Here is a 22,287-nt window from a genome sequence, read left to right as displayed (position 1 = left end):
AGTTTGCCTATGAAAAATCGTCTGCTTCATGCCTGTGCCGCAGTTCTACTTTTTACGAGTGCAGCCCAGGCTCAGAGCTACCTGCCTCCGGAGACGGCGGTGCGCATGGCGGTAGAACAGTCGCCTACTGTGCAAGCGGCCGACGCAGCACGAAGGGGTGCTCAGGCTCGAGCCGACGGTCTGCGCGTGGGCCCTCATGAAACGGTAGTCCGAGCTAGTGGTCAGCGCCGTTGGACCCATGATGGCTCCGGCCAGCGATTCACCGAAGGCCAGATTGCCATCGAGCGACCGCTACGACTCTGGGGCAAGGCAGCCGTCGACGCCGAGCTGGCCGAGACAACCCGGGCCACCGGCCTGCTGGCAGCGCAAGACGCCCGGCACGAGACTGCACGCCAATTGCTGGCCTTGTGGTTTTCGGTTCAGCGCTCTGCTCAAGCCCGGCAGGCGGCGCAGGGCAATGCTGATGCCGCCGCAGAGCTTGCAAGCATCACCGAGCGCCGTCTGCGCGCGGGCGATGCGGCCAGGCTTGAAGCCGAGCTGGCGGCCGCCGAACAGGCCCGCATGCAGGCTGCGCTGGCCGCAGCAGAGGCCGCACAGGCCTCGGCGCAGGCCGAGCTCTGCTCACGCTTTCCCGACCTCTGCCCTCTGGCCGGCATTTCAATCGACGCAAGCGCGCTGCCCGCACTCCCGAACGGATCGGAGGCTCAGCTGCGCTCGCGCTACATAGAGCACAGCCATGAGTATTTGCTGGCCCTGTCCGAGGAGACTCTTGCGCTGCACCAGGCCCGCCGCACGGATCTCGAACGCCGCCCAGACCTCACGATCGGTGTGTTTGCCAGCAGCGAGCGTGGTGGTGCCGAGCGCATTGCAGGCCTCAGCATCAGTCTGCCACTGGGCTCCGCCCACCGGGCTTCCCAGGCAGCGGCTGCGCTGGCCGATGCCGACGCGGCACTGTCACGCCGTTTGGCAGTGGAAAGGCGACTGGGCGCTGAGTTCGATGTGCTCTGGAGTCAGTTGAAAGGAAAGCGTGCGGCAGCCACGGCACAGGCTCAAACAGTGACGCTTCAGCGCAGTGCGACCGACCGAGCAATGCGAGCCTATCGTGCCGGTGAATCTGGATTAGCCGATCTGCTGGCGGCACGCCGGGTGCTCGCTGAGGCGGTGCTGGCTGAGCGCATGTCACACATCGACACGCTGGAAAGCGACAGTCGTCTGCGGCTGGACTTGCATGAGCTGTGGGATTTTGATGATTAATGCAGCCTGAATCTACCCTCGACGTTTTCTGCCCTGCAATCTGAATCAAACCAATTCGACGCAACGTGATGAATGACGGATATCAACACGTTCCTCGCCGAAAAATAAGGAATCAACAATGACCCGTTCAGACTCATATCCTCGCTCGCTGGTGCTGTTGCACTGGCTGGTTTTCGTCGCAGCAGCGCTCGCAGTCGCAGCCATCGAGCTCAAGGGCTTTTTCCCAAAGGGGTCAGCTGATCGTGCGCAGATGACTCTATGGCATGAAAGCTTTGGCCTCGCCGTACTGCTGCTCATGACAATCCGCCTCGTGGTGCGCGCCAGCGTCCAAGTGCCGCCGCTGCCCCCAGGTCCTCGTTGGATGGAGATTTCTGCTCACGCTATGCACTGGGTGCTGTACCTGTTGATGCTGGGTATGCCGGTGCTGGGAGTATTGGCCTTGGCTTGGTCCGGTAAGCCCATCGCTTTTTTTGGCGGCTCTTGGACATTGCCGTTGACTGTCGATGTGCCACTGGGCCGCAGCATTAAGGAGATTCACGAGGCAGGAGCCAACTTGGTATTCGCTGCCGTGGGTCTTCATGCAGTCGCCGCTCTATGGCACCAGTTCATAGTTAAGGATGGCCTTCTGCTGCGTATGCGTTGAGCATTGACTACGTCAACATTCGATGGGGCTAATGCCTGGCAGCTCAGTCATAGTAGTGACAGGCAAGCTCCTATCTCTGTTGCGGCCAAGCCAAGGCGGATACTTGTCCCATACTTGGAGCAGCTTGTATGTATACAGGTGTCGGGGTAGAGGAGCAGGCCGCTATCGGCTGTTAGCGCAGACAGAATATGTTATGACGTCTCCAGCGGTCCTTCGAGCCAATGCGTGGCAAACCGCGCAATCGAGCGGCCGGTCCCGAGGGTGAAGCGGCCGGACAGGTAGCCTTCAACGGCTGGTGTTGGCCATTGCTGCCGCTCAAGCACCGAACCGTGAATGGCTCAGATCAGCTTGAAGCAGTCGGCCAAGCAGTCTTCGCGAACGGCTGCTCCTGGCCGAGATGTTGAGTTCATGGCTATGCCAGGAAGCTGACAGTCATAAGCTATGGCAGCCGAGCATCACTAGTCGCTCAGGCGAGTCGAAGCCCGCGCATCCTGTGTGCCTCTCAACTCGATGGGAGACCATCATGGGATCTACAGGTAATACCGCTTATCGCGAGCCGTGGAACAAGGGCAAGATCGTCGGGCAGAAGGCTCCGTTCAAGCTCAAGGACATCTGGGCGCTGCGCGTAAGGCTCCAGATGGAAGGCCGGGTGCGCGAGCTTGCTCTCTTCAACTTAGGCATCGATAGCAAGCTGCGAGGATGCGACCCCGTCGCCCTCAAGGTTCGGGATGTATGCCACGGCGACCAGGTGGCATCGCGCGCGGTCGTCATGCAGCACAAGACTCAGCGTCCAGTGCAGTTCGAGATCACACAGGCTGCCCGTGACGCCTTGCAAGCCTGGATCAAGCTAGCTGGGCTGAAATCAGAGGACTTCTTGTTTCCGAGCAGACTACACAAATCTCCACATCTCGGGACACGGCAGTACGCCCGAATCCTCGGTCACTGGGTTGACGAGCTAGGCCTGGACTGCATGGAGTACGGGACACACTCGATGCGCAGGACAAAGGCGACACTGATCTACCGCCGCACCAAGAACCTGCGCGCTGTGCAGTTGCTGCTCGGCCACTCTAAGCTGGAGTCGACAGTGACAGTGAGGTACTTGGACATTGAGGTCAACGATGCCCTCGAGATCTTTGAACAGACGGAGATTTGATGTTGCCGCTGACGGCCACACCGGAAACTGCGGCCGGGTGGCCGTCTTCAACGGCTGCAATGCGGCGCTGGGCAAAACTGGTACTTTCGGCCACAACCCGACATTCAACTTCAGTGTGAATCACCTACCATGATCACCTCTCTGCCGAAGATGGCATGAGCATCCTGACCTTTTCTTCACCAAAAGTACAGATATCAATGGATCGATTTACTCCAATTTCGGCAGAAAACTCCAATCGATTTGCAGCCCTTTACCAAGAGGTGTTCAATGCCCCGCCATGGAACGATGGATGGACAGCTCTTGTGGCCGCTGAGCGGCTTGAAAGTTTTGCTGCTATGCCGACTTTTAGGGGCTTAAGCATGTTCAGAAATGAGCAAGCAATTGGCATTGCTTTAGGTTGGGGAGAGCGATGGGTGAACGGCTGGATTTTCCATCTCAAGGAAATATGTGTGCACACGGACTATCAGCGACAAGGAATAGGCCAAAAGCTCATGTATGAATTTGAAAAGCAGCTTGGTGAAGACGGATTCACAGGAATCAACCTTCAAACCGGAATGCAAATGCCAGCACGAAATTTCTATGAAAAATTGGGCTACGAACCACGATCCTTAGTCACTTTAAGCAAACCACTACGTGGTTATGATTGACTATTTAGGATAGGGTTCTGTCGCTGCTTTCGGTCACAATCAGTCCGTCAATTTCATCAGGAAACTAAAGATTATGGCAATTGTTCGTGTAAATGCTGGGGTTTTCTTGCGCACAGAATCAGTTGGAAAAATTATCCAGACCCAGTGTGTCGAAGCCTCTGTACGGAAAACCCAAACTGATGTTTACGACTTAACAGGACAGCATGTCTTGTGGTCAAAGTGCACATTGGTTCCTGTCAATGATTTGCCTGATGAAATCAAGCGTGACAACCACTGCCACGACGAGATAAGAAATGCACTTTGCGAAGAGCGAGATGCGCTGCCTTTCAAAACTACTGAGTCATGCTTAGCTTGAAATGAGCGAAAGCCCATCATTTCAAATGACTGCTTGGGGTCGACACGAGCCTGCCGGGGCACGCTGAAGCGGTCCTTCGAGCCAGTGCGTGGCAAACCGCGCAATCGAGCGGCCGGTCCCGAAGGTGAAGCGGCCGTTCAGGATAGGCAGCCTTCAACGGCTGGTGTTGACCATTACTGCCGCTCAAGCACCGAACCGTGAATGGCTCAGATCAGCCTTCATGATCAGCAGACTGGTCAGCCGCAACCGCTACAGGTGGTCAGCCCAACCAGAATACGCAATCAAGACACATAGCTTTCCCGTGAGGCCCGAAGTGCCAGATGAGGTCTTACATTCCATGATCTCCTTTGAGCCAAGGCAGCAATTCAAACAGCCCTGGCATTGGCAACCATAGACCACAGCACCCCGCTAAATCTTCAGCATTGGCACAGAACCACACAGGCGGGATCAGACCCCGTAAAACGATCCATGGGCTTTATCAATTGACCCTCAAAACGAAGTACCCAAGGCGTAAATTCCTTGAGCAAATCAGGAAAAATTTCGCGACAGTTTCGCGACAGTGAAGTCCGGGAAGATCGCTAAAATTGCGGGATCGACAGAGATGTATGTCGTTGCATTTTGTGCTGATAGATTTCCAAGTGATTGATTTTAAAAGTTAATCAGGAGTTCCGAGGGCGTATCGGGAAGAAGCAGGATTGAGTAAAAATATGTGCCCCCTGGCTTCACACGGCAGGGGTCACATGTTCGATCCATGTATCACCCACCAAATACTAAAACCTCTTAGGTCATTGATCTAAGAGGTTTTTTTGTTTGTGTGCGTACTGCGTACCTCCCGTTGGCACAGGCTATGCAGCTTGAAGTGGACGGCGTGGCAGCAGCCATTCCGGCCAGAGCAAGGTATGTGCCGGGCAGGCGAAGGGGCGAAAAGCCTTCCGGCATATGCTGAAATCTGCCTGGCCAGGGTTGAGCCAAATTCCTGGACTGAGGCGCGTAGAGGGCTCAGCCCTGATGATTCTTGGATGACCGCGCGGTCTTGAGTGAGTCCTTGGGGGCTTGTTGCTCGGGTTTGGCTGGCAAGCTTGTTCGAAGGTCGCCCAGTACGCGCGGAAGGCGTGCAACCAGACTTCGCCGTGCAGAAGTTGTTCGAGCCAAGCCAGCGCACTGCCACCGACCTTGCCGTGTTGGCAATCGTGGAAGCTGATCCAGCCGCGCCAGCTGTGTCTGAGACCTCGTCCTGCTGCATGCGCTGGCTGAGCGGTGGCTGCATGAGAAAGCAGATGGGGCCGCGAAGACATGCTGCACAGGCTGTTGGCGCTGGTGCCGGACATGACCGAAGCCGATGGGCAGGATGGTACTCATGGGGCTTTCTTGATGCTCGGGCTGATCGGCAGGATCGTTAGGGCGTGCAGCAGGCCATCGGCTGCGTCCAAGTCGGAGGGCAAGCCGTCCTCATTGAAGCCGATAGCCACACCATACCCCGTCGAACCGGCTCCGGAGCCGGCCTTGAATGGCACCCACACGACCCCGGGCCTCGACGGAGGCCCAGGTGGCTGTACTTGATGTGCGCGCGGATCTGGGGGGCGTCGACGGTGTGTGCCGGGTTCAGCGAGACCGTCAACTGTGCCGAGAATTGCTGCTCTGCCGCAGCATCGCTGAGATGGAGTCGCTATGGGCGCGTTTTCTTTACCAGAACCGGTTCGCTGCGGTAGCTGTCGGGGAAGAGGCGCTTGAGGCTGTTCACCTTGGGCATATCGTTGAAGACGATATAGGGGTGGCGCGGGTTTTCGGTCATGAAGTCCTGGTGGTAGAGCTCGGCCGGATAGAAGCTGGCCTTGTCCTCGAGGCGGGTGACTATGGGTTTAGGATACAGGCGCGCTGCATCGAGCTGCGCGATGTAAGCCTGCGCGGTCTTGAGCTGGGCCGGGCTGGTCGTGAAAATTGCCGAGCGATACTGCGTTCCTGTGTCCGGACCCTGTCGGTTGAGCTGGGTGGGATCGTGGACGACAGAGAAAAATATCTGCAGCAGAGCTCCATAGCTCACCTGGGTCGGATCGAAGGTGATCTCGACCGATTCTGCATGGCCGGTGTTGCCGCGGCTGACCAGCTCGTAGGAGGCTGTGGATGCAGCACCTCCGCTATAGCCGGAGACCGCGCGTTGCACGCCCTTGACGTGCTGGAATACGCCTTGTACTCCCCAGAAGCATCCGCCGGCAAAAATTGCACGTTGCGAGGACGATCCGGTAGCCGGGAGGTCCAGGACAGGGGCAGGAAGGCGAACCGCTTCTTCGGCCGAGAAGGCCATTGGCTGCCAGAGCAGTCCGCAGCCCAGCAAAACGATGCTGCCGGCCAGTGTCTGGAGCAGGCCGCGCCGATTCAAGGCGGCCCCTGAGATGATGCGTGTGTTCATATGGCTATCCGAAAGTGAAGGCATAGGCGGAAACGCCGCTGTCCAGGAACTCGATGCTGAAGGTGTGCTCGGTAATGACTCCGGATTGGCGCACCAGCTGGTAGAGCCGCTGGCCGGTAACCGTGCCACTACCGTCGGCGGCCACGTCCACGCCGTGGGCGGTGCCGGGTGGTTTGCCGTCAATGCGGACTTTGAAGCGCACGGGCTTTCCGTCAGGGCCGGGGCTCAACACCAGGTGCAGGTCACGTGCCTTGAACCGGTAGACGATGCTGCCTGATGGACCGGTCAGCAAGGCGCTTTCCGCTCCAACCATCCATTGCCCGGCAAGGCCCCAGGTGTTCAGCCTGGGCCGTTCCGGTTCCAGATACGTTGCCGTCCTGTCGGGAACGGCTTTGGGTGTGGAGAGAAAGTTCTCGGCACGCTCATAACCCAGATAGGTCTCGGGGGATGCGACCTCATCCATGTTGGCGGCCATTTGAACGCCCCCGGCATCTACCTCGGTCAGGCCCATGGTTGACCGGGAGCTGCCTGCCTCTTGGAGAAGCTGTTGTATCACCCGCTCCGACTCCGCGTAGCCGCCTTCGCCAAAGTGGTGGTGGCGGATGCGTCCCGTGGCATCGATGAAGTAGTGAGCAGGCCAATACTGGTTCTTGAATGCGCGCCAGATTGCATACTGGTTGTCAACGGCCACCGGATAGTTGATGCCCAGGTCTTTCATGGCCTTGCTCACGTTGCCGATGTCGCGCTCAAAAGCAAACTCGGGGGCGTGCACACCGATCACGATCAGGCCTTGATCGCGGTATTTTTCTGCCCATGCCTTCACATAGGGAAGGGTGCGCAGGCAGTTGATGCAGGAGTAGGTCCAGAAATCCACCAGCACCACCTTGCCACGCAGGTCTTGCCCGCTCAGAGGCTTGGAGTTGAGCCATTGGGTTGCTCCGCCCAGCGATGGTGCGATGCCTTCATCGGGCAGTGCAGGGGCTTCACTCGATGGTCCGCTCATGCGCATTGCGGCTCCCACTGCCATCATGGCGCCCCCTTCGGCGGGGGCCTGGGATGCTCCCCGCATCATCGGGTCCGGATTGGCACGCATGGTCATGGGGTCTCCACCCTGAGTCTGGTTCAGGCGCTCGACCAGTTTCTGCTCCAGGCCGCCGGTGGATGCCGTTGACAGTCGAGCCAGCACGCCGGTATCGATCCCCAGGGCGATGGCGGCCACGCCAGCGAGCATGGCTGCACCGAGGCCGCGACGCACCCATTCACCGGCACCCAGCGAACGCTTGAACGCGGCAAATACCCGACCGCCGAGCAGCAGGGCCGCCGCCATGGAGGTCGCAGCCCCGGCGGCATAGGCCAGCAGCAGGAGGGTCGAGGTGGTGTTGGCGCCCTGCAGGGCGGCACCGGTCAATATCAGTCCCAGGATGGGCCCGGCACATGGGGCCCATAGCAGCCCCGTTGCGACTCCCAGCACGACAGAGGATCCTATTTGCGGTGCACCGCCTGTCTGTGCCGATTCCGACAGGCGTGCGCCGACAGCCACCAATGGGCGGGTCAGCCGCTCCGACAGATGCGGCAACAGCAGTGTCACCCCGAAAACCGCCACCAGAGCCAGTGCCAGCCAGCGGCCATACTGATTGGCAGCTACCACCCAGCCGCCGCCGACGGCGGCGAGAGAGGCAACGATCGCAAAGGTCAATGCCATGCCTGCCAACAATGGCAGGCCGTTGCGCACAAAGGGCTGGTTCGCGCGAGAGAACACGAAAGGCAGCACGGGCAGGATGCAGGGACTGACGATGGTCAGCACACCACCCAGATAGGCAAGGACGATCAGCAGCATGGCCTGTTTCTCCTCAGGCGGGTTTGGGCGTGAAAGCCAAGGCAAGGCCGTTCATGCAATAGCGCAGACCTGTGGGAGGCGGTCCGTCGTCGAAGACATGGCCGAGATGGCCGCCACAGCGCCGGCAGTGTGCTTCGACACGCACCATGCCGTAGCTTCGGTCCTTGCGGGTGGCGACGGCGTTGTCCAGCGGCTTCCAGAAACTGGGCCAGCCGGTGCCGCTGTCGAACTTGGTGGAGGAGGCAAACAAGGGCAAGGAACAGCCCGCACAGGAAAATGTTCCAGGACGATGCTCCTTGTTGAGCAGGCTGCTGCCGGGCGGCTCCGTCGCTTCCTGGCGCAGCACCGCATATTGCTGAGGACTGAGCCGGGCACGCCACTGGGCGTCGGTATAGCTGATTTCGAAGGTCTCTGTCGCTGCAGTCGCGTGGCGCTGGAAGATTCCGGTGGCAAGCGCTGCGGCGGAGGCTGCTGCGCCCAGCAGCATATGGCGTCGGGTGGTCATGGCATCGGCTTTCTGGGTTCGATGACATTGAGCTTATGGAGTGGCGATCCCGAAGTCCTCACGCAAAGTTAAAAAAAACGTGATAACTCCCCGCCAGCAGTTTGAGCACAATGTGAAATCACGTGGCTGTGCTCCACGATGCTGCATCAACCACCCCTGCCGGAGACCTGATTACCCATGACTCTCGCTCGTCGCATTCTGCTGGTCGAGGACGATGCCCACATCGCCGATCTGCTTTCGCTCCATCTTCGGGACGAAGGGCTGGAGGTGGTGCATTGCGCCCGCGGCGATGACGGCCTTGCGCATCTGGAGCGCGGTGGCTGGGATGCGCTGGTGCTGGATCTGATGTTGCCTGGCGTGGACGGCTTGGAGATATGCAGGCGTGCGCGTGCCATGACCCGCTACACGCCGATCATCATCATCAGTGCCCGCTCCAGTGAGGTGCATCGCATTCTGGGGCTGGAGATCGGCGCGGACGACTATCTGGCCAAGCCGTTTTCCGTTCTGGAACTCGTGGCACGGGTGAAGGCTCTGCTGCGCCGGGTGGATGCTCTGGCTCAGAGTGCGCGCCTGGAATCCGGCAGCCTGTCGGTCAATGGTCTGGTCATGGATCCGGTGGCAAGAGATGCATGCCTGAATGGACGCCGTCTCGATCTCACGCCCCGTGAGTTCGATCTTCTGTATTTCTTTGCTCGCCAGTCGGGCAAGGTGTTCTCACGCATGGACCTGCTCAATGCGGTCTGGGGCTATCAGCACGAGGGCTACGAGCACACCGTCAACACCCATATCAACCGGCTTCGTGCCAAGGTGGAGGTCAATCCAGCACAGCCGACGCGGATCCTCACGGTTTGGGGGCGCGGCTACAAGTTCGCTGAAACTGGAGAGAGTGAATGAACCTGACTCTGACCCAGCGGCTGGCGATCGTGTTTGCCGTGTTGCTACTGGTCTGCAGCGGTACCTCGGCCTGGCTGCAACTTCGCTCCAACCGCATGCATGAACTGGAGGTGGTGCAAGCCTTGTCCCGCGACGTCGCCGAGAGTATTGCCCGCGATGCCCAGCTGACCGATGCGAATGGCTTGATGCCTAACGCGGTGCGAAATTTTTTCAACCAGCTGATGATGGTGAACCCGAGTGTGGAGGTCTATCTGCTGGAGCCCGACGGTCGCATTGCCGGCCATGCCGCACCCGAGGGGCGTTTGCGTCGCGACCGGGTTGATCTTGAGCCGGTGCATCGATTCATCGATGGACAGATGCTGCCCATTTTGGGGGATGATCCGCGCAGCCGCGATGGCCGCAAGGTCTTCAGTGCGGCCCCTTTGAGCGTGAACGGGCGGCAAGTCGGCTTCATCTATGTGGTGCTGCTTGGCGAGGCCCATGATCTTCTTGCTGCCAGAGGCTCGGCAGATGCGGTGTTGAAGACGGCACTGCTGTCGATTGGCATGGTCGGGCTGCTCTGTCTCGCTGCGGGCCTAGTCGCCTTCACCTTGATCACGCGTCCCTTGCGGCGTCTGACCGAGTCGGTTCGGCAGTTTGACATGCATGGCGCTCCTCCCGAGATGCCGGAACGCTCCCCGGATGTGGCCGATCACAGCCGTGACGAGATTGCAGTGCTGGACGCTGCCTATCGGCAGATGGTGCTGCGCATCAGCGAGCAATGGAAAGTCCTCGCGCGGCAGGATCAGGAGCGCCGGGAATTGATCGCGAATATTTCCCACGATCTGCGCACACCGCTGTCATCCTTGCATGGATATCTGGAGACCTTGCTGCTCAAGGATGCAAGCCTGGAGCCTGCAGAGCGCAGGCGCTACCTTGGCATTGCGCTCGACCAGAGTCGAAGAGTGGGGGCCTTGTCCCAAAGCCTGTTCGAACTGGCCAGGCTGGAATACGGCTTTGTGCAACCGGAGCTCGAATCATTCTTCCTGGCTGATCTGGTGCAGGACGTTTTCCAGAAGTTCGAGCTTGCGGCAGAGTCGCGCCATATTGCCTTGCAGGCGGACCTTGCTCCTCAACTTCCGGCAGTTCGTGCAGATCTGGGAATGATAGAGCGCGTCCTGAGCAATCTGCTGGATAACGCCTTGCGCTATAGCCCTGAAGGCGGGGCGATCAAGATAGCCATAAGAGCAGTGGGCCAAGAGCTGGAGGTGACTATCAGTGACTCCGGCCCAGGCATTCCGCCAGAGTTGCGCGAAGGCCTGTTCAGGCGTCCGTTTACCATAGGCGGTGCCCGCCGCGACGGAGGCCTGGGCTTGAGAATCGTGCACCAGATGCTGGAGCTGCACGGAGTCTCCATTCATCTTGTCGAGGGTGATGGACAGGGCACCACGTTCCGGTTTTCATTGCCACGGACTCCTGCTTAGTGTCGGAAAAGTGCACCGTCACCTTCCATCTTTTCGCCGTATGAGTCAGTGGTTGGGGTCGAGTCTGGGCTTCTCCACTGCCTTGAGTCTGGCATCACTGCCTGGCCGCGTCTTGGGCCGCAGAGTTGCAGGCGGTCTTATGTCTTATATCTAAGTGAAAACCCCAGTTGCGCACTCCAATGAAAAACCACGATTTGCTGGTAGGCAAGCTGCTTGCCTGGCACAGATACTTGCCAGCACAACTATTATCAAATTGTTAAGGCGGTATGGGCCGGCTTGAAAAAGGCTCTGACTCTGCATACGAGTGCCCGCTTTGCGGGCATTTTCTTTGGGGGTGCGCTTCTTCCTGACCGACCCCAAACCCACCGCTGATTCAAAAAACCTGAACACTCGTTCATCGCGCAACTGGCTGTGCATGGCCGAGGTTCACACGATGTAGGAATCGCACAATGTCCAACTTTTCCCCACCAAGCCGCAGATCCTTTCTGTTCGCCTCCGGTGCTGGCGTCGCACTGGCTGGAACGGCCGTGGCAATGCGTGCCAACTCCAAAGAGCCTGCGCTCAAACTGGATGCATACAAGCCCGAGTATTTCAATGCGGACGAGTGGGCTTTTGTTCTGGCAGCAACAGCGCGCCTGATCCCGTCCGAAGGGGATGGACCTGGAGCGATCGAAGCTCATGTGCCGGTATTCATTGATCGCCAGCTCAAGGGCTACTACGGCAATGCCGAAATTTGGTACATGGAAGGCCCGCACGACCCGGCCGCCACGCCCGATCGCGGCTGGCAATCGCCTCTGAACCCTGCGCAGCTCTATCGCAAGGCCATTCCCGCCTTCAATGCGGCTTGCACGGAGCGCTTTGGCAAGGAGTTCAAAGGCCTTGCCGCAGAGCAGCAGGACGAAGCTCTGACCGCGCTGCAAAAGGGCGAAATCAAGCTAGACCCTGAGCTGAGCTTTTTCTTTACCACCTTGCTGGCCAATACCAAGGAAGGCTATTTCGCCGATCCCTTGCATGGCGGCAACCACGGCATGCAGTCCTGGAAATACATCGGCTTCCCTGGCGCCCGCGCCAGCTATGCCGAATGGGTCGATCAGCACAACGTGAAGTACCCGCTGGGACCGGTATCTATCAAGGGCGAAAGGGCTTGAGTCATGGCACGCATTGAAAAGAAAAAAGACGTGGTCATTGTTGGCCTGGGTTGGACCGGCTCCATCGCCGGCATGGAACTGGCCGCAGAGGGCCTGGAAATCGTCGCGCTGGAGCGCGGCGGTGACCAGAACACGGTGCCCGAATTCAAGTACCCCAATCAGATCGACGAGCTGACCTATGGCGTGCGCCTGAAGAATATGCAGCATCCCCGTCAGGCGACCGTGACGGTACGCCGCGACGACAGCGAAATCGCTTTGCCTTACCGTTCGATGGGTTCCTTCCTGCCTGCGAATGGCGTGGGCGGTGCCGGCACGCACTGGAATGGCTTGCTGTGGCGCCCTCAGCCCGAGGAAATCAAGCTGCGCAGCTATGTGAGGGAAAAATGGGGCGAGTCCATCATTCCGGAAGGCATGAACCTGATGGATTACCCCGTCAGTTACGACGAGCTGGAGCCTTTCTTCACCCGGTTTGACGAAGTGGCCGGCGTCTCGGGCAAGGCTGGCAATATCAAGGGCCAGATCCAGGCCGGCGGCAATCCGTTTGAAGGCTGGCGCTCGAAAGAGTACCCCATGCCTGCTCTGCCATCGACCTACGACGCGAGCAAGTTCGAAGCCTGTGCCAGGAGCATGGGCCTGCATCCCTTCCCGGCGCCTGCCGGCATTGCGTCCACGTCCTACGTGAACCCCTATGGCATGCAGATGGCTCCCTGCAACTTCTGCGGCTTCTGCGAGCGTTTTGGTTGTTATCAGTACTCCAAGTCTTCGCCGCAGACGGCGGTGCTGGATGCGCTCAAGCGCAAGAAGAATTTCTCCTATCGCACGCACTGCGAAGTGCTGCGTGTGGAGAGCTCGGAAGACGGCAAGACCGCAACCGGCGTGACCTACTTCGACTCCAACACGAACGAGGAAGTGTTCCAGCCCGCTGACCTAGTGATTCTGTCGTCCTATCAGCTCAACAACGTGCACCTGCTGCTGGTCTCCGGCATTGGCAAACCTTACGACCCCAAGACCAACACCGGGGTGACCGGCAAAAACTACGCCTACCAGATGAATGGTGGCGTGACCCTGTTCTTCAAGGAAGAGAACTTCAATCCCTTCATCGGTCACGGCTCCAACGGCATGTGTATCGACGACTACGGTATCAACCAGAACGACTTCGGCAAGCTGGGCTTCATTGGCGGCGCCTACTGGCGCGTGGGCACCATGAATGGTCAGCCCATCCGTTCCATGCCGCTGCCCAAGGGCACGCCGGGCTGGGGCGCAGGCTGGAAGAAGGGCATTGGCGAGTGGTATGGCCATTCCATGTCGATCGGCACGCATGGCTCGCACATGTCCTACCGCAACAACCATCTGGATCTGGACCCCACCTACAAGGATCCACATGGTCGTCCCTTGATGCGCATGACCTTCAACTGGCAGGACAACGACATCCGGATGACCCAGTACCAGAAGATCAAGGCCGAGGAGGTGGGCAACGCCTTGAAACCGGATCTGCTGCAGTCGGGTTTCAAGAATATCGGTGCCAAGTTCGACGTGCGTCCCTACCAGACCACGCACAACACCGGTGGCCACATCATGTCCGACAAGCCTGCGGAAGGCGTGGTGAATCGCTACTGTCAGGCCTGGGACAAGCACAACGTGTTCGTCTTCGGCGCCGGCAATTTCGTGCAGAACACCCAGTACAACCCCACCGGCATGGTCGGCGGCCTGGCCTACTGGACGCTGCATGCGATTCGCACCATGTATCTGAAAAACCCACGTCCGCTGGTCTGAGGAGAGCAAGACATGAAGAAAATCCTCAGCATTCTGATTGCGCTGATCATTCTGGGCGTTGTGGTGGCGCTGGCGCTGATCTACCTGCCGTTCAAGCCTACGCCCGCAAATGAAGCGCTGGCCGCCGACTGGAAGGCCGAAGCTGGTCGTGGCGAATATGTCATGCGCGCCAGTGATTGCATGGCCTGTCATACCGCCAAGGGTGGCGAGCCCATGGCCGGCGGTCGCGGCATTGACAGCCCCATGGGCACCATCTGGTCCTCCAACATCACGCCGGACAAGGAAACCGGCATCGGCAACTGGACTCTGGAGCAGTTCCGTGCCGCGATGGTGGACGGTATCGGTGGTCATGGCCAGCAGCTGTATCCGGCCATGCCCTACGAGAACTATCGCTTCATGAAGGAAAGCGATATCCGCGCGCTGTTCGACTACCTCCAGACCGAGGTGAAGCCCGTCAGGAACGAGGTGCAGGCCACCAGCCTGAGCTTCCCGTTCAATATGCGCTTCGGCATCCGTGCCTGGAACTGGCTGGCGCTGTCGGGTGAAGCCGAGTTCAAGCCCATGGCCGGTGACGATCAGCAGATTCGCGGTCAGTACCTGGTCGAAGGTGCCGGTCACTGCGCAGCCTGCCACAGCCCTCGCACTGCCTTCATGGCGCAGAACGGCACACGCCTGTCCGACTCCAGCTTCCTGACCGGCGGCATGGTGGACGACTGGTCTGCTCCTGCGCTGCGCGGCAAGGACTCGCGAGTTCAGCAATGGACGACCGAGCAACTGGCCGCCTATCTGGCAACCGGCCGAAATGCCCATGCGGTTGCCAACGGAGAAATGGCCCTAGTGGTCGAGCACTCCATGCAGTACATGACCGATGCCGATCTGAACGCCATGGCCAAGTTCCTCAAGACCATGGACAGCCAGGCCGCAGATGCAGCCCCTGAAAAAGTGGCCACGCCAGGCCCTCGCAGCACTGCGGTTGCCAAGGCGGATGGAGCCGGTGAGGCCACGGCCAAACTGCTGCAATCCGCGTCTCCCGACATGCCTTTGGGTGCTCGCCTGTATCTCGACAATTGCGCCGCCTGCCACTTTGTCAGCGGCAAGGGCGCTCCCGAGATCTTCCCCGAGCTGCAAGGCAATGCCATGGTGCAGGGCAAGGATGCCAGCCCGCTGGTATCGGTGATTCTCAAGGGCGCTTCCTCGCCCGCTACGGAGCGCCGTCCCATGCATCTGGTGATGCAGGGCTATGCCGACCGCCTGACCGACGGTGAAGTGGCAGCACTGGCCAGCTTCGTGCGCAAGGGCTGGGGCAACCAGGCTTCGGAGGTGAGCGAAAGCCTGGTCAGCAAGGTGCGCAAGCATGTGCAAGCCGATGCTGCTCCGCAGCGAGCCCTGTAAACAGCATGAACGTCCGCCGGGTGCCTTGTGCGCCGGGCCGGCTTCCGAAAACCCGGCCCGATGGAAATCCGGCCGGGTTTTTTCATGCCGCTGCCGTTTGCCGGGGCGATTGAGCAGTCCAAATATCAACAGGCCGCACCACTGTGCTTAAGTGATGCGGCCTGTTGCATATGCGTATTGCGGATCAACCAACCGGATGCTGACGGTAAACGGCGCGGTATGTTGAATGGTTTTGCTGCGTCGGTAAACGTGCTTCCATGGACTCAAGTGTGCATGTTGCAGTGCAGAAAATGTTGCTTCAAATTCTGTAAATACGGTATTGCTACAGAAAATTTTTCTGATTTTGGATTTTTGACGGTAAATTCAGAGATATGGATACTCTGGATAAAAAGATTCTTGCTGCATTGCAGGCTAACGCACGCGCCAGTCTGCAGGAGATTGGCGCGGCCGTGGGTCTGAGTGCATCACCATGCTGGGCACGCATCAAGAAGATGGAGGAGGCTGGTGTGATCGAGGGCTATACCGTGCGTTTGAACCCGCAGGCGCTGGGACTGGCCGATTCGGTTCTGGTCATGGTCACGCTGGACAGCCACTCGGACAACACGCTGGAGAAGTTCGGCGAGGTGCTGGCCACCATTCCCGAGGTCGTGGAGGCGCATCTGGTTTCGGGCGAGTACGACTATCTGCTGCGTATCGTTGTCAAGGACACGCGCGATTACGAGCGCCTGCTGCGCGAGAAGCTCTACAAGATCAAGGGCATACGCCATAGCCAGTCCAGCTTTGTGCTGCGCACGCTGAAAAAGGCCGACCTGCCCCTGGGCGTGTGAAGCAGCATCGCTCTAAGCGGTGTGATCAGTCACGGCGCGGAGCCGGGGCACCGCGCCGCCATCTCAACGCATGGAGCGGCGCAAGGCAGCGCTGCTCCAGTCCACGGCAATGCTCAGCAAAAGCATGGCCATGATCACGGTGCTGGCCTGGGCATAGTGGAACAGCGAAAGCTCGAAGTACAGCAACTGGCCCAGACCGCCGGCACCCACAAAGCCCAGAATCGCCGCCATGCGGATATTCATTTCCCAGCGGTACAGCGTGTATGCCAGCAACTGCGGTGCCGCGCCAGGGAGGGTGCCATAGCAAAATGCCAGCAGGCGATTGCTGCCACTGAGCTTGAGCGCATTCGCGGGAGCGGCCGGCGCATTCTGCAAGGCCTCGGCAAAAAGGCGGCCCAGCACGCCGGTAGTATGCAGGGCCAGGGCCAGCGCACCGGCAAACGGCCCCAGGCCCACGGCCAGCGCGGTAATCGTGGCCCAGACCAGCTCGGGCACGGAGCGCAGCACGTTGAGCACCACATTCCATGGCGCACGCCAGCGGGGCAGGGCCAGCAGCAGGCCCGCGATCGCGGCCAGCAAGGTGCCGACTATGGAGATGGCCAGGGTCTCCCAGATGCCTTGCAGCACCTTGAGCAGCCAGGGCCGGCTCAGATCGGGCGGGAAAAAGCCGCGGACAAAGTCGCCCATGCTGGCGGCCGCATCTGTCGTGAACAGTGCCGAGAAATCAATATCCAGAAGCCGCAGGCTGGCCCATAGTGCCGCACAGGCAGTCAGCACAAATGTGCTGGTTCGCCAGCCGAAGGGCAGTGCGCGCGCGGCAGGCGCGGCGTCGAGCGCGCGACGCAGCCACCAGGAAAGCAGATCGGCCGCAGCCACCAGCAGCATGAAGGCCAGCAGAATGCTGGCGGCTTCGCCGCCGTTGAGCATCTTCATGGCCTGGTCCATGAGCTGGCCCAGGCCTCCCGCACCGACAAAGCCCATGACCACCGAGGCACGGACCGCGCATTCCCAGCGGTAGACGGTGTAGGAGGTCAGCTCCTTGGCTGCCTGTGGCAGCAGGCCGTAGAGCAGGGCTTGAATACGGCCGGTGCCGCTGGCACGCAGGGCGCGGGCCGGAGCGGGAGCAGTGGATTCGAGAATTTCGGCATAGACCTTGGCCAGCATGCCGCCGTAGGTCAGGCCCAGGGCCAGCACGCCGGCTGCGGGTCCCAGGCCGAAGACGCGCACAAATACCAGAGCCCAGACCAGCTCGGGAATGCCGCGCAGGATGGTGAGCACGCTGCGGGCGATGGGGTTGAGCGTGACCCTCTCGCGTGCCGCGCCCGTGGACAGGTAGGCCATGGGCACGGCAATCACAAAAGCCAGCGCCATGCCGGCCGTGGCGATGGCCAGGGTCTCCAGCGTGGCCTGAGCCAGATAGGCCAGGAACTCCCCACTGGTCTCGGGCGGCAGAAACTGCGCGAGAAAGCCGCTGATGACCTTGAGATTGTCGGCATCGAAAAGCGGTTTGAGCGAGAAGCCCGAGGTCTGCAGCATGGGCCAGAGCAAGACCAGGGCCAGGATCAGCCCGCTCAGGCGGCCACGTGCGGCGGGGTCGCGGCGCGGCGCGGCAGTTGGCGTGTCCCTGTTCACCGGCATGCGTTGACCTGGATGGGGGCGGGCGCCGCCGTACCGGCAGGAGCGACCGGAGCCTGGCGCTTGTGCAGCGTGGGCAGATCGGCCGGGCTGCCATCGGCATGGGCATAGAGGGCTTGTAGCTGCGCATCGCTGACCTGCGCGGCCGGCAGGTCAAAGGCCAGGCGGCCATCGCGCACGCCGACGATGCGGGCAAAGTTGGCCAGAGCCAGATCGACGGCGTGCAGGCTGGCCACCAGCGTGGCCTTGCGCGCGGCAGCTTCCTGCACCAGCAATTGCACCGTGGCCTGCGAGAGCGCAGGGTCCAGAGCGGATACGGGCTCGTCGGCCAGAATCAGGCCGGCCTGCTGGTAGAGCACGCGGGCAATGCCCACGCGCTGCAACTGGCCGCCCGAGAGCTGGTCGCAGCGTGCAAACAGCTTGTCGTCAAGCTGCACGCGGGCCAGGGCTTCGCGGGCGCCCGCAATGTCCTGCGGATAGGCCAGCGATGCCAGCGCCTTCCACAGCGGCCACTGGCCGAGCTTGCCGGCCAGCACGGCTGTGACCACGCGCTGGCGCAGCGGAATGGGCGCGGCCTGGTGCACGGTGCCGATTCGGCTGCGCAAAGCCTTGAGTTCGCGGGCTGCGGATTGCGCAGACGCCGTCCGGCCCAGCACCTGCATGCGACCTGCCGTGGGCAGGTAGGCTGTGCCTATGGTGCTGAGCAGCGAAGTCTTGCCGGCGCCCGAGGGGCCGATGAGCGCAATGCTCTCGCCCTGTGCGGCGGACAAGGAGATATGGGACAGGGCGGTAAAGCCGTTGCTGTGGGTCAGGCCCACATCGTCCAGCATGAAGCTCATGAGACGAATACTCTGAAAACAATAGCTGCCAGCGCTTTATGCATAAGCGCTGGCAGTCAAAAAGGCCTGAAATTCTTACTTCAACAGACCGGCGGACTTGGCGGCAGCCTCGATGCCGTCGTAGTTCTTGGAGTCGGTGGCGATGAACTTGGAGGCGCGCTGCAGGTCCATGATGGCCTTGTGCTCCGGCTTGCTGGGGTCCAGTGCCAGGAAGGCAGCGGTCAGCTTCTTGACGATGGTCGGGTCCAGGTCGCCGCGCACTGTCCAGTTGTAGTCAAAGTAGGTGGGCGTCGTGGCGAACACGCGTACCTTGCTGGTGTCCACCTTCTTGGATTCGACCAGCTTGTCCCACACCGAAGTGTTGAGCACGCCGGCCTCGGCCTTGCCTGCGGCCACAAAGGCCACGGTGGCGTCATGTGCGCCCGAGTAGGCCACGGTCTTGAAGTCTTTTTCGGGGTTCAGGCCGTCCTGCTGCAGGAAGAAGCGCGGCATCAGGCTGCCCGAAGTGGAGGAGGGGGCGCCGAAGGCAAAGGTCTTGCCCTTGAGGTCGGCCAGTGTCTTGATGGCGGGGTCGGCTGTGATGAACTTGCTGGTGAAGACCGCATCCTCGGCCCGCTGCACGATGGGGATGGCCGTGCCGTTGGTGCGGATCTTGGCTTGCACATAGGTGAAACCGCCCAGCCAGGCCAGATCCAGCTTGCGGGTGGCCAGCGACTCGACCACGGCCGCATAGTCCGATACGGGGGTGAAAACCACCTTCATGCCGGTGGCTTGCGAGAGGTATTCGCCCAGGGGCTTGAACTTGCGCTGCAGCTCGGTCGGTGCCTCGTCGGGAATGGCCGAAACGCGCAGCACGGCGGGGGTGTCTGCATGCGCTGCGGACAGCAAGGAGGAGGAGGCGAGAGCTGCCACGGCCAAGCCGCGCAGCGCCTGGCGGCGAGCGAAAGAGTGCGTCATTAAGTGCTCCGTTCAAAAAGCCACCGCCGTCCGGATACACGGCGGTTTAGTAGGTCGCAAGCGTCTGGCTTGCGGCGAATGGGAACCCATAGGCGGTACACCGACCGCTGGCGCTTATTGTTACGTAATTGAGAAACCCTCGGCGCAGCCTTTGCTTGATTTGAATAGCAAAAAGCCCCGTGGGGACGGGGCTTGGCATGAAAGCGACTGCTTGTCTGAAGGTGTCAATACTGCAGATTGAGCTGGTAGATGGCCGTGGTTCCGCTGACCTCGTTGCCCACCATCAGCAAGGGCTTGCCGTTGGGTGACTTGGCCGCGGAAATGAAGTGCAGGCCCTCGGGGCCCAGATCGCCCACATCGCTGAGTGCGGTGCCTGCCGGCGCGGACTTGCTGTCAAAGCTGGCCGTCCAGTTCTCGCGAGTGTTCAGATAGTCGATCTGCCTGGGTGCCTTGGGGTCGGTGATGTCGAACACCAGAATGCCGCCCATGCGTTCCAGGCCCACAAAGACAAAGGTCTTGGTGCCGATCTGGCCCACGGTCAGGCCTTCGGGCTCGGGACCCTTGGCGCTGCTGCGCGCATCGAGCCTGGCCGTTTCGTCATGACCGGTGTTGAAGTAGGTGGCGCAGGCAATGTCACGCTTGGCACCCAGCTTGCATTCGGGGCTGGCGAGGAATTTTTCGATGGCCGCGCCAGAGTCCCAGACCTGCTTGCCCTTGGCGTCCCAGATGGAGATGGAGCGACCGCCATAGGCATAGAGCTTGTCATAGGTCAGATAGCCCTTGCCGTCCTTGACGGGGTTGCCGCTGCTGTCGGTCTGGTAGCCCATGGTCCAGGTGACCTTGAGACGGCCCAGTTTGTCGTCATCGCGGCAGGTCTTGGGGTCTGTGCCAACAGCGCCGCACCAGGCAAAGTTGGCGCCATTCAGATAGGCGCCGCTGGCCAACTGAGCCAGATGGGCGGGCAGATCGTCGCCCGCACGGCGCAGAAAGCCGTCCTTGTGCACCAGGTGCTTGATGCGCCACTCTTCCACAAAGCCCTTGGTCACGTCGCCTGCCGCAGCCGGGGTGCCGCTCGTCTTGTCGGCGGCGGTGCCGAAATAGCTCTTGTTGCCTTCACCCCAGGCACGTGCATCGCCTTCGTTGGCCGTGACCAGATAGGTTGCACCGTCGGCGGCCTTGTAGGCGGCGATGGAGTCCGGCTGGAACATGCCGAAGACGTTGGGGGCCTGGGTGATGTCGATGACCGGGCTCTTGCCGTCACTGTCGGCGAAGTCCAGCTCGTTGCCGGCCGCGCCATGATCCTTGTAGCCCAGAGCCACCACATCGGTCACGGTGGCGCTGGCGATGTCCACGATGGCCAGCGCATTGTTTTCCTGCAGCGTCACCCAGGCCGTCTTGCCGTCCGGGGCCACTGCAATGTATTCGGGCTCCAGGTCGTTGGCCACGGCGGCCGTGCCCTGGCCGTCTGCGGTCGGGCCGAAGATGCGCACGCCCTTGGCCAGCAACTGGGCCTTCTGGCTGTTGAAGGCCTTGAAGTCGGCAGTGCGAGCCACAGGCTTGGCGGGCGTGCTCACGTCGATCACGCTGATCGAGCCTTCGGGGTCGATCTGGTAGTCATCGCTGGGCTCGCCCTCGTTGGCGACCAGAATAGTCTTGCCGTCGGGGGTGAAGGTCAGCATATCGGGCAGTGCGCCCACGGGCACTTCGGCGATCACGCCGAGCTTGTCGGCGTCATAGATGACGACCATGCCTTTGTCCGTCTTGACCGATGCCTGCACGGCTGCAGCCACCAGGCCGCCATGCACGGCCACGCTGTTGATGGAGGCTCCCGCACCCAGCGAGAGCTTGGTGGCATCCAGGCTGGCGAGCATGCGCGGTGCGGCGGGGTTGCTCATGTCCAGCACATCCAGCGCACCTTTCTGGGCGTTGACCACAAAGCCGCGCTTGGTGACGGGATCGAAAGCCGTAATTTCGGCGGCGCTCTGCAAGAAGATGCCCGACTGATAGCTGCCGATTTTCTCAAGCAGGAGCGAGACAGGCGTCTTCTCGGGTTCGGGAGCCGGTGCCGGGACTTCGGGAACCGGAGCAGGCGCTGGTGTGGTGTTGTTCGTGTTGTTGTCACCGCCACCACAGGCGGCCAGGGCTGCGGCTGTGATCAGGGAAATCAGAAGAGGTTGGCGCAAGGTCTGTGCAGATGTCATTGAGAGTTTGGCAGGTGCAGGAAGAAAACTACGATTTGTAACCAACCTCTGTTTCATCTCTGTGAAACCGTTTCGTGTTCTTTGCGCAACAAGTTTCGGTCAAGCGCTTGGCAGTTGAGCTTGCAAGCAAATACACTCGCCAGCCTTGCTCCACTTGCGCTATTAGCTCTCATTTTCGAGGTGCACCATGTCCTGCCGTATTCGTTTGAGCTAAACGACTTCGTCACACGCTGATCTTTCTCGCGTGTGCGCTGCGGTGTGGAGTTCCCGCTCTGTGAAGGGCGGCAATCTTCCTGCTTGGCGTCTCTGGCCTGAATTGCATTCAGGCTCCAAGCTCCTCCCACTCTCTGAACTCCA

Annotated in this window: 18 protein-coding genes; 11 read left to right on the top strand and 7 right to left on the bottom strand. The window is 60.4% G+C overall.

Annotated elements, in window-relative coordinates:
* The first annotated feature begins 9 nt into the window (after nt 1–9).
* From CTR2_RS15710 to CTR2_RS15690, 5 genes are all read left to right on the top strand, one after another.
* The gene (locus CTR2_RS15710; RefSeq protein WP_087082818.1) at nt 10–1,254 is read left to right on the top strand and encodes a TolC family protein; all 1,245 of its coding nucleotides are present in this window, start codon (nt 10–12) and stop codon (nt 1,252–1,254) included.
* Nucleotides 1,255–1,372: 118 nt separating this feature from the next.
* Nucleotides 1,373–1,897 carry a cytochrome b gene (locus CTR2_RS15705; protein WP_087082820.1) on the top strand — a complete coding sequence of 175 codons (525 nt, stop codon included), beginning with the start codon at nt 1,373–1,375 and terminating at the stop codon, nt 1,895–1,897.
* 523 nt (nt 1,898–2,420) lie between these two features.
* Nucleotides 2,421–3,050 carry a tyrosine-type recombinase/integrase gene (locus CTR2_RS15700; RefSeq protein WP_087082822.1) on the top strand — a complete coding sequence of 210 codons (630 nt, stop codon included), beginning with the start codon at nt 2,421–2,423 and terminating at the stop codon, nt 3,048–3,050.
* A 155-nt stretch (nt 3,051–3,205) separates the two neighbouring features.
* A complete protein-coding gene (locus tag CTR2_RS15695; RefSeq protein WP_087082824.1) occupies nt 3,206–3,697 on the top strand; it encodes a GNAT family N-acetyltransferase in 492 nt (163 codons plus the stop codon).
* 73 nt (nt 3,698–3,770) lie between these two features.
* Nucleotides 3,771–4,052 (top strand): hypothetical protein, encoded by a 282-nt coding sequence (locus tag CTR2_RS15690; RefSeq protein WP_140401015.1) that lies wholly within the window; start codon nt 3,771–3,773, stop codon nt 4,050–4,052.
* A gap of 1,666 nt (nt 4,053–5,718) precedes the next feature.
* Here CTR2_RS15690 and msrA read toward each other — a convergent pair.
* The 3 genes from msrA to msrB are packed head-to-tail and all read right to left on the bottom strand — an operon-like array spanning nt 5,719 to nt 8,801.
* Complete coding sequence (gene msrA, locus CTR2_RS15685) at nt 5,719–6,459, bottom strand: peptide-methionine (S)-S-oxide reductase MsrA (protein ID WP_087082828.1); 741 nt, start codon at nt 6,457–6,459, stop codon at nt 5,719–5,721.
* Between the two features lie 4 nt (nt 6,460–6,463).
* Nucleotides 6,464–8,296, bottom strand: coding sequence for a cytochrome c biogenesis protein DipZ (locus CTR2_RS15680; RefSeq protein WP_087082830.1), 1,833 nt, complete (start codon nt 8,294–8,296; stop codon nt 6,464–6,466).
* 13 nt (nt 8,297–8,309) lie between these two features.
* The gene (gene msrB, locus CTR2_RS15675; RefSeq protein WP_087082832.1) at nt 8,310–8,801 is read right to left on the bottom strand and encodes a peptide-methionine (R)-S-oxide reductase MsrB; all 492 of its coding nucleotides are present in this window, start codon (nt 8,799–8,801) and stop codon (nt 8,310–8,312) included.
* A gap of 177 nt (nt 8,802–8,978) precedes the next feature.
* Here msrB and CTR2_RS15670 point away from each other — a divergent pair, with 177 nt between their 5' ends.
* The 6 genes from CTR2_RS15670 to CTR2_RS15645 all read left to right on the top strand — a co-directional run bounded on the left by CTR2_RS15670 (nt 8,979) and on the right by CTR2_RS15645 (nt 16,298).
* Entirely contained in the window at nt 8,979–9,695 is a 717-nt protein-coding gene (locus CTR2_RS15670; protein ID WP_087082835.1) for a response regulator transcription factor, read from the top strand.
* The gene (locus tag CTR2_RS15665) at nt 9,692–11,158 is read left to right on the top strand and encodes a sensor histidine kinase (RefSeq protein WP_087082837.1); all 1,467 of its coding nucleotides are present in this window, start codon (nt 9,692–9,694) and stop codon (nt 11,156–11,158) included. Before CTR2_RS15670 ends, CTR2_RS15665 begins: the two co-directional genes overlap by 4 nt.
* A gap of 449 nt (nt 11,159–11,607) precedes the next feature.
* Nucleotides 11,608–12,306, top strand: coding sequence for a gluconate 2-dehydrogenase subunit 3 family protein (locus tag CTR2_RS15660; RefSeq protein WP_087082839.1), 699 nt, complete (start codon nt 11,608–11,610; stop codon nt 12,304–12,306).
* Nucleotides 12,307–12,309: 3 nt separating this feature from the next.
* Nucleotides 12,310–14,079 carry a GMC family oxidoreductase gene (locus tag CTR2_RS15655; RefSeq protein WP_087082841.1) on the top strand — a complete coding sequence of 590 codons (1,770 nt, stop codon included), beginning with the start codon at nt 12,310–12,312 and terminating at the stop codon, nt 14,077–14,079.
* A gap of 12 nt (nt 14,080–14,091) precedes the next feature.
* A complete protein-coding gene (locus tag CTR2_RS15650; RefSeq protein ID WP_087082843.1) occupies nt 14,092–15,471 on the top strand; it encodes a cytochrome c in 1,380 nt (459 codons plus the stop codon).
* A 371-nt stretch (nt 15,472–15,842) separates the two neighbouring features.
* On the top strand, nt 15,843–16,298 hold the full coding sequence (locus tag CTR2_RS15645) for an Lrp/AsnC family transcriptional regulator (protein ID WP_003062481.1): 456 nt from the start codon (nt 15,843–15,845) through the stop codon (nt 16,296–16,298).
* A 63-nt stretch (nt 16,299–16,361) separates the two neighbouring features.
* Here the strand turns inward: CTR2_RS15645 and phnE are convergent, their stop codons facing one another.
* From phnE to CTR2_RS15625, 4 genes are all read right to left on the bottom strand, one after another.
* Entirely contained in the window at nt 16,362–17,936 is a 1,575-nt protein-coding gene (gene phnE, locus CTR2_RS15640) for a phosphonate ABC transporter, permease protein PhnE (protein ID WP_087082845.1), read from the bottom strand.
* Nucleotides 17,927–18,772, bottom strand: coding sequence for a phosphonate ABC transporter ATP-binding protein (locus tag CTR2_RS15635; RefSeq protein WP_087082847.1), 846 nt, complete (start codon nt 18,770–18,772; stop codon nt 17,927–17,929). The genes phnE and CTR2_RS15635 overlap by 10 nt, the downstream gene beginning before the upstream one ends.
* 75 nt (nt 18,773–18,847) lie before the next feature.
* A complete protein-coding gene (locus CTR2_RS15630; protein WP_087082849.1) occupies nt 18,848–19,729 on the bottom strand; it encodes a putative selenate ABC transporter substrate-binding protein in 882 nt (293 codons plus the stop codon).
* A 224-nt stretch (nt 19,730–19,953) separates the two neighbouring features.
* Nucleotides 19,954–21,912: a choice-of-anchor I family protein gene (locus CTR2_RS15625; protein ID WP_409021330.1), complete on the bottom strand. Its 1,959-nt coding sequence runs from the start codon at nt 21,910–21,912 to the stop codon at nt 19,954–19,956.
* Nucleotides 21,913–22,287: the final 375 nt, after the last annotated feature.

The sequence above is a fragment of the Comamonas thiooxydans genome (genome assembly GCF_002157685.2).
Classification (GTDB): Bacteria; Pseudomonadota; Gammaproteobacteria; order Burkholderiales; family Burkholderiaceae_C; genus Comamonas; species Comamonas testosteroni_H.
The sequence above is the reverse complement of the archived record's forward strand: the minus strand, read 5'-3'. Positions and strand labels throughout refer to the sequence as shown.